This window comes from Microcoleus sp. BM001215392, from assembly GCF_036700185.1.
In the GTDB taxonomy this organism is placed as follows: domain Bacteria; phylum Cyanobacteriota; class Cyanobacteriia; order Cyanobacteriales; family Microcoleaceae; genus Microcoleus.
This window is the reverse complement of the sequence record NZ_JAUBOJ010000301.1, coordinates 1-9,797: the sequence shown is the minus strand read 5'-3', so window position 1 is coordinate 9,797 and position 9,797 is coordinate 1. Positions and strand designations below refer to the sequence as shown.

Here is a 9,797-nt window from a genome sequence, read left to right as displayed (position 1 = left end):
AGCTATGACCCAGGCCACCAGAACACAATCCACAGCAGCAACCTTCACAGCCCTCAAGTGTAAAGAATGTGGCGAAGAGTACGAACTCCAAGCCAAGCACGTCTGCGATTGCTGTTTTGGCCCCCTAGAAGTCAAGTACGACTACGAAGCTATCCGCCGCCGCGTCACTCGCCAAACCATCCAAGCAGGCCCCAACTCAATCTGGCGCTACCGCGAATTTTTACCAGTCGCTACAGATAACGTCATCGATGTCGGCACGGGGATGACTCCTTTAGTAAAATCGCACCGCTTGGCGCGCCGCCTCGGTCTCAAAAATCTTTATATTAAAAACGATGCTGTGAATATGCCCACTCTTAGCTTTAAGGACAGAGTGGTGTCAGTCGCCCTCAGCCGAGCTAGAGAATTGGGTTTCACCACAGTATCCTGTGCCAGCACTGGCAACTTAGCAAACTCCACGGCTGCGATCGCAGCCCACGCCGGTCTCGACTGCGTAGTCTTCATCCCTTCAGACTTAGAAGCTGGCAAAGTCCTCGGCACTCTGATTTACAATCCAACAGTCATGTCAGTTCACGGTAACTACGACCAAGTTAACCGTCTCTGCTGCGAAGTCGCTAATACACATGGTTGGGGATTTGTCAATATCAATTTGCGTCCGTACTACTCCGAAGGCTCCAAAACTCTCGGCTACGAAGTTGCCGAACAGCTAGGCTGGCAATTGCCCGATCATATCGTCGCCCCGCTTGCCTCTGGCTCGTTGTTCACGAAAATCTACAAAGGCTTTCAAGAATTCGTCGAAGTCGGTTTAGTGGATGAGAAGAAAGTTCGATTCAGCGGCGCTCAAGCTGACGGTTGTTCGCCCATCGCCCAAGCATACCGCGAAGGTCGCGACTTCGTAACACCAGTCAAACCGAATACAATTGCTAAATCGATCGCGATCGGCAATCCAGCCGACGGTATGTACGCCTTAGAAATCGCCCGCAAAACCAACGGAAACATCGAATCAGTCAGCGACACCGAAATCATCGAAGGCATGAAACTGCTGGCAGAAACCGAAGGCATCTTCACAGAAACCGCAGGCGGTACGACGATCGCCGTCTTGAAGAAACTCGTAGAAGCAGGTAAAATAAATCCCGACGAAACTACCGTCGCCTACATCACCGGCAACGGCTTGAAGACTCAGGAAGCAGTCCAAGGCTACATCGGCGAACCCATCACCCTCGAACCAAAACTGGAAGCTTTCGAGCGCGCCCTCGAACGCGCCCGCACCCTCGAACGCTTAGAATGGCAACCAGCTTCTGTTTAATAGTCATTTGTGATTGGTTGTTTGTTATTGGTTATTGGTTAGTGGTTAGTGGTTATTGGTTATTGGGATCAACAACTAACAACTAACAACTAACAACTAACAACCAACAACCAACAACTAACAACCAACAACTAACAACTAACAACTAACCACTGACAACTAACCATGACTGTTAAAGTTTTAATTCCCACTCCGCTGCAAAAATTCACCAACAATCAGGCCACCATCGAATGCGGCGGCGGTAATATTTCAGAAATGATTGAATCCCTGGAAACAAATTGTCCCGGCATCAAAAAAAGTCTGTGTGACGAAAAAGGAGAACCCCGCAGATTTCTCAACTTCTACGTCAACAGCGAAGACATCCGCTTTTTAGATGGGACAGGAACAGTCCTGCAAGATGGTGATGAAGTTAGCATTGTTCCAGCAGTTGCTGGCGGCTAAATACCAATTAGATATTATTTAAAAGTCAACAAAGCGATCGCCGTTTTTGACAATTGCTTTGTTGACTGTGCAATGACAAATCTCTAATCCAGATGAAAAAATACTTTATCTAATTTGTAGCTATTTTGTAGCAATTATAGCCTTCATTGGCCAATTCAACTCATACATCTCCTCTTTATATTCAATTCCTAGAATTTCTTTGCAGCCCTCAAGGACTTTCTGAATTTTCTCTGGCTCAGTACCAGACAACTCTGTCATTGCATGAAACTTGTAGATGAATGCTCCAACATCATATTCTATTTTAAAGCGCCATTTTTGCGGGAGATCCACGATCTCGACATTCTCATCTAGGAATCCTCCCAAATAACAAAGAGTTCTGGCAAACTCGTCCGACATGAACTTAACTTCGTGTCCAGTCAGGCAGTACCTAGCCACGTGTTTATCAAAATGTTTTGCTAGGGAGCTTTCTTGAAAAACATCCCCAATCACCAATTTTCCCTTTGGTTTTAATGCCTTATAAATTCTTTTAAAGGCTTCTGTTTGATTGGGACAATGGTGGAAACCGCCAAAACTCCATATTTTATCATAAAAATTTGGAGAAACTTCTAGGGTTTCAGCCCCCGATTTCTGTACTTTGACTTGAACGGGAAGCACATTTTTTAACAAACTGTCAAGTTGATCTTGTGAAGGATCGGTAAGCAAATAGCTGCCACTGGTACCAACAGCTTCAGCAATTTCTTTGCAAAAGTATCCGTTTCCTTCGGAAAATCCCAAGATATTTTCTCCTGGTTGCGGGTTGAGATACCGACGCATGAATTGAAGGTCATCTTCTCTTGCATCAGGATATTCTGCCAGAGCTTCCGTGTAAAGCTGCGATCGCAATCCAACGAATTCAGAACTAATTTTCATCTACATTTATTGATAGTTGATAATTAAGTAAGTAGGCGCTCATCAAACAAAGTATGTTAAGTAATTTGACAATTACGCTCGATTTGTTCGTAGTGAGGGATGGAACCCTTTTTTACAGGAATGGAGCCGATACCTACAAACCTTGAATTATTTACACCGACTTACTTAATAGCCTTTAAGCAGACGAGCGAAAGCTACTTTTTAAGCCTGGACGAGCCGATTAGACAGCTAAAGCGAGGGAGGATCTCAATTTTTGCAAAAACCATTTTTTCTGTTAGTCCTATTGTCTCCGGTCGCTTCGCTTGATTATACAATACGCGAGCGGGGACAGCACTACTAATCCAAAACTGAGATGCTCGCTATCCCTAAAATTACAACAGAATAAAAGCTGTGGTTTTAGCTGTCATCATAATGCTAGGAAGCCGCCATTGCTGCTGTCCGGGGGCGACGACGAACTCTTATATCAATTTCGGTTACTCAATCAACAATCTTAAGGCGACGCACCTTACAGAATAGTTACTGATTATTTTTGTCACCGCAGATGAACGCAGATAAACGCAGATAAACGCAGATAGAATTAATTACTATCTGCGTTTATTTCCGTTCGTCTACGGTTGATAAATAAATCCCTGACTTGAGCAGGGATTGTTGATTCTAAGAAACGACGGAAGCGACTTTTGCTGCTGTCCGGGGGCGACGACGACCGGTTACTGCATTAGCAGGAACAGGGGCTGGTGTTGGCGCCGGTGTGGATGATTGACCGCCTAATAGCTTAGGTGCTTCTAGGGAACCCGGAGTCACTGCTGGTGTTTCCCATTTCACAAATGATGCTCCTTCGGGAATTTGCATCAGGAATACTAGCATGGGGTTGCTTTGAAGTTCCCGGCGCAGCACGCGGCTAATTGCGCGTTCTATTTGGGTTTGTACTCCTACCCAGTCCACATCAACTCCTGATTCCGAAGTTGCAGAAGGTCTGACAAACTCTGACCAACGATCGCTTAAAATAGTGTCAATTGTTTGAGCGATCGATTGTTGTAACAGTTCGCGATCGGCTGATGTGACTACACCTTTCAAGTGTATTTGCGGCGTAGCAACCAATTTGCCTTCTGCATTTAACGCCGCAGCTACTGTCACCGCGCCGTCTCCAGCTAACTGTTGGCGTTCTTTGAGGACGTTCGCCTTCACTACGCCCGATCGAGAAGAGTCTACTAATTCAATTCCACAAGGTACTTTAGTACCAAGTCGCATCGAATTTTCAGTTAATTCTACGACATCGCCGTTGTCAATGATCACCATATTGCTAGCGGGAATGCCCATGCTTTGAGCCGTCTTGGAGTGCTGAACCAGCATCCGGTGTTCCCCGTGTACGGGTAAGAAGAACTTGGGACGAGTCATGTTAATCATTAACTTTTGGTCTTCCTGACAGCCGTGCCCGGAAACGTGAATGCCTTTGTCGCGCCCGTAAACCACGTTTGCTCCCAGCATCATTAGTTTGTCGATCGTGTTTACCACTGCGATCGTATTTCCAGGAATCGGATTTGCAGAGAAAATGACTGTATCGCCTGTTCTGATTTTCAATTCGTGATGTTCGCCGTTAGCAATCCGAGTCATCGCCGCCATCGGTTCGCCTTGGGAACCCGTAGTCAAAATCAAAACCTTGTCTTCAGGTAAGTTGCGGATTTCTTTGAGAGGTTTGAACAGACTATCTTCGCATTTGATGTAGCCGAGATTGCGACAGTGAGCAATGACGTTCAGCATCGAGCGGCCAACCACTCCGACATACCGATTGTTTTTCTTAGCCAATTCTAAAATAATTTGCAATCGGTGTACCGACGAAGCAAAAGTCGTCACCATCACCCGTCCCGTTGCTTGGGCGATAATTCTGTCTAAATTGGGAGCGACAGAACGTTCCGAAGCGGTAAAACCTGGAACTTCCGAGTTAGTAGAATCGCTGATCAAACACAGCACGCCTCTCTCGCCGTACTCCGCCAGCTTTTGCAAATCAAAATGCTCGCCGTCTACAGGAGTATGGTCAATTTTAAAGTCTCCGGTGTGAATCACAATTCCCACAGGAGTGTGAATTGCTACCGTGAAACTGTCAGCCATCGAGTGAGTGTTGCGAATGTATTCGACTAAGAAATTTTTGCCAATTCTTACCGTATCCCGGGGGCGAACTGTTCTCAATTCGGTGCGGTGAGATACTCCGGCTTCTTCCAATTTTCCGGCGAGCAAAGCCATCGCCAAACGCGGGCCGTAGATCACTGGAATTTCAAATTCTTTGAGGTGATAGGGGATGCCACCGATGTGATCTTCGTGACCGTGAGTTACGATCATACCTTTAATTTTGTGGCTGTTTTCCCGCAGGTAAGTCATGTCTGGAAGGACAATATTTACACCGTGCATTCCATCTGTAGGGAAAGCCAAACCTGCATCTAAAAGAATTATTTCGTCGCCGTACTCGAACACACAAGTGTTTTTACCGATTTCGTGCAGCCCGCCGAGGGGAATAACTTTTAGAGCTGATGCAGTTGTATTTTTGATCATGCGTATCCTTTGTTAGTTATTTTTGTTATTAGTCTGTTGTCTTTCGTCGGTCGTCTTTCGTCTTTCGTCTTTCGTTTGTGATTATTTTCCAAATATTTATGGAAAACTCCCGGCGGGTTTTACTATACCCGTACAGTCAGTTGTCTTTTGCCTTCAGTCCTTAATCTTCAGTCTTCGATCGATCGCCATTAGCTAATTACTAACAGTTAATGACTGATGAGTGATGATTAATGACCGCAGGACTAATAACAACCAATATTCAGTTGTCTGAAAACTCGTTCTCGCCTCTTTAGCTACCAGATACTGTGGCTAGCTGACTCAGTACGTCCTTTAACTTTTGAGTTACCTCAACGGGCGGAGCGCACAGGGGCGGACGGGTAGAACCTACATCCCAGCCTTGAAGTTTAAGAGCTGCCTTAACGGGAATGGGATTTGTGGTGAGAAAAAGAGCTTTAAACAGGTCAAAAAGTTGCAAGTGAATCTGGGTAGCGACTTGAACTTGACCAGTCTCGAAAGCTTTAATCATCTGTTGCAGTTGCTCTCCTACCAGATGGCTGGCTACGCTAACTACACCAGATCCTCCTACCGCCAACATTGGCAAAGTTAGGGAATCATCTCCAGAATAGATCGCAAATTCCGGTGATGTCAAGCACCGAATTTGACTTGCTTGATCTAGGTTGCCACTTGCTTCTTTGACTGCCACAATGTTGGGGATTTCTGCCAATCGAGCTACTGTCTCCGGCAACATATTTTGGCCTGTGCGACCGGGGATGTTATATAACATTATAGGCAATTCTGGAGCAGATTGCGCGATCGCCCGAAAATGATTGTACAAACCTTCTTGTGGCGGCTTGTTGTAATAAGGAACCACTTGCAAACAGCCATCTAAGCCGAGTTTGGCTGCTTTTTGCGTAGCTGCGATTGCTTCTGAGGTAGAATTCGATCCGGCTCCTGCTATGACCAAAGCCTTACCTGCTACTGCCTTTTGCACCACCTGAAATAATTGGTATTCTTCATCCCAGCTCATAGTGGGAGACTCGCCCGTAGTTCCGCACACTACCAAGGCATCAGTACCGCGATCGGCTAAATGAACTGCCAATTGTTCTGCTACCGCATAGTTAACGCTGCCGTCTTCCTTAAACGGCGTAATCATTGCAGTCAGAACCCGTCCAAACTTTACCACACTTTCTCCGATTTTAGACTGTTGATTTTTGATTTTAAATTTTTGATTTCAGATGAAAGGTTTATCTAAAATCTTGATTTCCCTTACAGAATTGGCAGCTTCAGTCTATTTTAGATTGCAGAATTTTAGATTTTAGATTTACTCCACAGATGCCATCTGGGACTTTGAACTCTTAGTCTAAAATTTTGGGAGCTCCACTCCTGGCTTAGGGGAATTGTATCCGTTTTTTTGGGTAGAGTCACCCCTAAATAGAAGCAGCCGCTGCTGGGACTCGCAGCAAATCTTTATCGGCGAGCAACTCGGCTATTTGCACCGCATTTAAAGCTGCCCCTTTGCGAATTTGATCGCCGCTCAGCCACATCTCCAACCCGCAGGGGTGAGAAATATCTTGGCGAATCCTGCCTACTAGCACATCATCCTTACCGCTGGCTTCGGCTGGCATCGGGAAATAATTAGCTTGCCAGTCTTCTACTAGCTTAACTCCGATCGCCTGCTTTAAAATTTCCTTGGCTTCGATCGGGCTAAAAGGCTCTGCAAACTCTAGGTTAATCGCCTCGGAATGGGCGCGCAGTACGGGAACCCGCACGCAAGTTGCAGAAATTCTCATCTGGTCATTACCAAAAATCTTCCGAGTTTCGTTTACCATTTTCATCTCTTCCTCACAATACCCCAAATCGTTAATCGGCGTGTTGTGCAGAAACAAGTTAAATGCTAAGGGGTAGGGAAAGATATCTGTTTTGGGAGTTTCCCCTGCCAAAATTGCTCTAGCTTGATCTTTCATTTCCTCCATTGCCCTGGCGCCTGCGCCGCTGGCAGACTGGTAAGTAGCTACAACTATGCGCTCGAGCGGGCGAACTTTGTGCAGCGGCCAAACAGCAACAGCCATCAAAATTGTCGTGCAGTTAGGATTAGCAATGATACCTCGGTGAGTTGCCGCCGCTTGAGGATTGACTTCAGGCACCACTAGCGGCACAGTCGCATCCATGCGGAAAGCGCTGGAATTGTCGATTACCACCGCACCGGCGGCCACTGCTTTAGGAGCCCAGAGTTTAGAAGTAGAACCGCCGGCGGAGGCAAGGACTAAATCTACATTATCGAACGATCGCGCTCCAACTGCTTCTACCGGCAGCATCTCGCCCCCAAAAGGCAAAGTTTTGCCGGCTGAACGCTCCGAAGCCAGCAGCTTCAAGTCTGAGATGGGAAAACTCCGGCTGTGCAACAGCTCCATTAACTCCGCACCGACTGCGCCGGTCGCTCCTAAAATCGCAACTCGATAGGACTGAGACAAATTAGTTTCCTCCGCAAATTAGAGTCTAAACGATCGAAATCAAAAATTTAAATACCGCAATACTCAATATTAAACTTAATTAGTGTTATGCGATCTCGGCAGCAATACAGGAATGCCCGGTGTAGTTAACCGGAGCGGGCGATCGTACTAACTGAATTCTAGTTTAGCATCTTTCGCCGTTAGCCAAGCTTGCAGCTATTGGATGTCTTGCGCCCAAACCGAGGCGGTTTGCCAGCACGCGTATCCATTGAATGTAATTTACCGCCTGTAGCATTGACATCACAGGGCGATATATGCTATGGTGCATCGGCAATTAGTGGACTTACCCTTCACATTCCTAGCAACAAGACTTAGTATCCTCAAACCAAAACTATTTGGCAAGAGCGAAAAAAGTAGCCGGAAAAGACTTGCAGTCTCATCCGGTAGAGATGCTGGTAGTTGTGGCGCTACAATTCAAAACGTACAAACTTAAAATGCAGGCAAAGTCAGATTTGTATGTATTTTATGAGATTATTGTTAAATATCACAAAAGCCGATGAAAGTAACCCAGGAAAAACTTCCAGCTAGCCAAATTGGTTTGGAAATCGAAGTTCCGTCAGAAAAGTCAAAACAAGCCTACGAGCAGGTAATTAAACAATTCGCTCGCGAAGTCAATATTCCTGGGTTCCGCAAAGGCAAAGTTCCCCGCCAAGTTTTGCTGCAACGCCTAGGCCAGACTCGCTTGAAGGCGACGGCTTTGGAAAATTTGATCAACGACTCACTGCAAAAAGCTCTCGAACAAGAAAAAATTCAGGCAATTGGCAGTTTTGAACTGCGCAGCGAGTTTGAAGAATTGCTAAACAAGTTCGATCCAGAACAGCCTCTAACTTTTTCGGCTAAGGTTGACGTACAACCAGAAGTTAAAATGGGTCAGTATAGCGGCTTGCAGCTTCAAGCAGAAGAAGCTAAGTATGACGAAGCTCAGGTGGATGAGGTACTGGCAAAATATCGATCGGACAAAGCTACTTTAATCCCCGTAGAAGGCCGGGCGGCTCAGTTGGGAGACGTAGCTTTAGTTGATTTTGCAGGTAAGTTTGCCGAAGCAGCCGAAGGCGAAACTCCCGCACAAATTCCCGGCGGCGATGCCGAAGACTTTCAAGTAGAACTCTCGGAAAATCAGTTTGTACCGGGCTTTATCCAAGGCATGATCGGGATGAATCCGGGAGAAACCAGAGAAGTTTCAGTGCAGTTCCCCGATGAGTATAGCAGTGAAGAATTGGCGGGAAAACCAGCAGTTTTTACGATTACGCTCAAAGAACTTAAGGAAAAAGAATTGCCGGAGTTAGACGACGACTTCGCCCAAGAAGTTAGCGAGTTTGAAACTTTGGCAGAACTGCGCGAATCCCTAGAAACTAGGTTTAAATCTGAGCAAGAAAACAAGATATCGGCTAACAAGGAAAAAGCTATATCAGCCGCACTGGTGCAGCTAATAGATGTAGAAATTCCCGAAACAATGCTCGATCGCGAAATCGATTACTTGCTCAACCAACAAGCCATGCAGTTGAAAAATTATGGCATAGATATCAACCAACTGTTTACCGAAGAAAATATTGCACCGATGCGAGAACGCTCGCGCCCCGAAGCAGTAGAGCGCCTAAAGCAGACTCTAGCTCTGGCAGAAGTAGCAAAGCTGGAATCTTTGTCTGTGGATGACGCAGAAGTAACAGCAGAAGTAGCAAAAGTCAGAAAGCAATTTCCCAAAGGAGATTTTGACCCTGAAAGATTGCGGGAATTTGTAGCAGAAGACTTGCTCAAACAAAAAACCCTGAAATGGTTGGAAGAAAAAGGGACAATCGAACTCGTCCCTGAAGGTTCTCTGACTCCCGCAGCAGATGAAGCAGCAGAAGTATCAGACGCCGAAGATTCAGCAGAAGCAGCCACGAGCGTTATCGACGTGGAAGTCGTAGGCGAAGAGTAAAATCTTCGAGTTTTGCTTCTAGAAACTACAAAAGGAGAAGGGTGCACACCGCACGCGCAGATTGGTGCCAAATTAACGTCAAACGTAGTCAGAGACTGTTGTTAAATGTATGGCCCAGATCCCCCCTAGCCCCCCTTAAGAAGGGGGGGGCCGGAGGTACTTAAAGTCCCCC

Annotated in this window: 8 protein-coding genes; 4 read left to right on the top strand and 4 right to left on the bottom strand. The window is 46.2% G+C overall.

Annotated elements, in window-relative coordinates; translation table 11 throughout:
* The first annotated feature begins 4 nt into the window (after positions 1-4).
* Together thrC and QT974_RS25335 are read left to right on the top strand one after the other, a co-directional pair.
* On the top strand, positions 5-1,303 hold the full coding sequence (thrC, locus tag QT974_RS25340; protein WP_333471172.1) for a threonine synthase: 1,299 nt from the start codon (positions 5-7) through the stop codon (positions 1,301-1,303).
* 165 nt (positions 1,304-1,468) lie between these two features.
* On the top strand, positions 1,469-1,744 hold the full coding sequence (locus QT974_RS25335) for a MoaD/ThiS family protein (RefSeq protein ID WP_333471171.1): 276 nt from the start codon (positions 1,469-1,471) through the stop codon (positions 1,742-1,744).
* A 120-nt stretch (positions 1,745-1,864) separates the two neighbouring features.
* Here the strand turns inward: QT974_RS25335 and QT974_RS25330 are convergent, their stop codons facing one another.
* The 4 genes from QT974_RS25330 to QT974_RS25315 all read right to left on the bottom strand — a co-directional run bounded on the left by QT974_RS25330 (position 1,865) and on the right by QT974_RS25315 (position 7,668).
* A complete protein-coding gene (locus tag QT974_RS25330) occupies positions 1,865-2,653 on the bottom strand; it encodes a class I SAM-dependent methyltransferase (protein WP_333471170.1) in 789 nt (262 codons plus the stop codon).
* A gap of 654 nt (positions 2,654-3,307) precedes the next feature.
* Complete coding sequence (locus tag QT974_RS25325; RefSeq protein ID WP_333471169.1) at positions 3,308-5,197, bottom strand: ribonuclease J; 1,890 nt, start codon at positions 5,195-5,197, stop codon at positions 3,308-3,310.
* Between the two features lie 289 nt (positions 5,198-5,486).
* Positions 5,487-6,380 carry a 4-hydroxy-tetrahydrodipicolinate synthase gene (gene dapA / locus QT974_RS25320; RefSeq protein ID WP_333471168.1) on the bottom strand — a complete coding sequence of 298 codons (894 nt, stop codon included), beginning with the start codon at positions 6,378-6,380 and terminating at the stop codon, positions 5,487-5,489.
* Between the two features lie 244 nt (positions 6,381-6,624).
* Positions 6,625-7,668 (bottom strand): aspartate-semialdehyde dehydrogenase, encoded by a 1,044-nt coding sequence (locus tag QT974_RS25315; RefSeq protein WP_333471167.1) that lies wholly within the window; start codon positions 7,666-7,668, stop codon positions 6,625-6,627.
* Positions 7,669-8,042: 374 nt separating this feature from the next.
* Between QT974_RS25315 and QT974_RS25310 the strand changes: the two genes are divergently transcribed.
* Both QT974_RS25310 and tig read left to right on the top strand, forming a co-directional pair.
* On the top strand, positions 8,043-8,207 hold the full coding sequence (locus QT974_RS25310; RefSeq protein WP_333471166.1) for a hypothetical protein: 165 nt from the start codon (positions 8,043-8,045) through the stop codon (positions 8,205-8,207).
* On the top strand, positions 8,204-9,625 hold the full coding sequence (tig, locus tag QT974_RS25305; protein ID WP_333471165.1) for a trigger factor: 1,422 nt from the start codon (positions 8,204-8,206) through the stop codon (positions 9,623-9,625). The genes QT974_RS25310 and tig overlap by 4 nt, the downstream gene beginning before the upstream one ends.
* Positions 9,626-9,797: the final 172 nt, after the last annotated feature.

What these genes read in the sequence shown, in the direction of transcription:
- QT974_RS25335 (WP_333471171.1), top strand. Translation starts at nt 1,469, where the DNA reads ATGACTGTTAAAGTTTTAATTCCCACTCCGCTGCAAAAATTCACCAAC.
- thrC (WP_333471172.1), top strand. Translation starts at nt 5, where the DNA reads ATGACCCAGGCCACCAGAACACAATCCACAGCAGCAACCTTCACAGCC.
- tig (WP_333471165.1), top strand. Translation starts at nt 8,204, where the DNA reads ATGAAAGTAACCCAGGAAAAACTTCCAGCTAGCCAAATTGGTTTGGAA.
- QT974_RS25330 (WP_333471170.1), bottom strand. Translation starts at nt 2,653, where the DNA reads ATGAAAATTAGTTCTGAATTCGTTGGATTGCGATCGCAGCTTTACACG.
- QT974_RS25325 (WP_333471169.1), bottom strand. Translation starts at nt 5,197, where the DNA reads ATGATCAAAAATACAACTGCATCAGCTCTAAAAGTTATTCCCCTCGGC.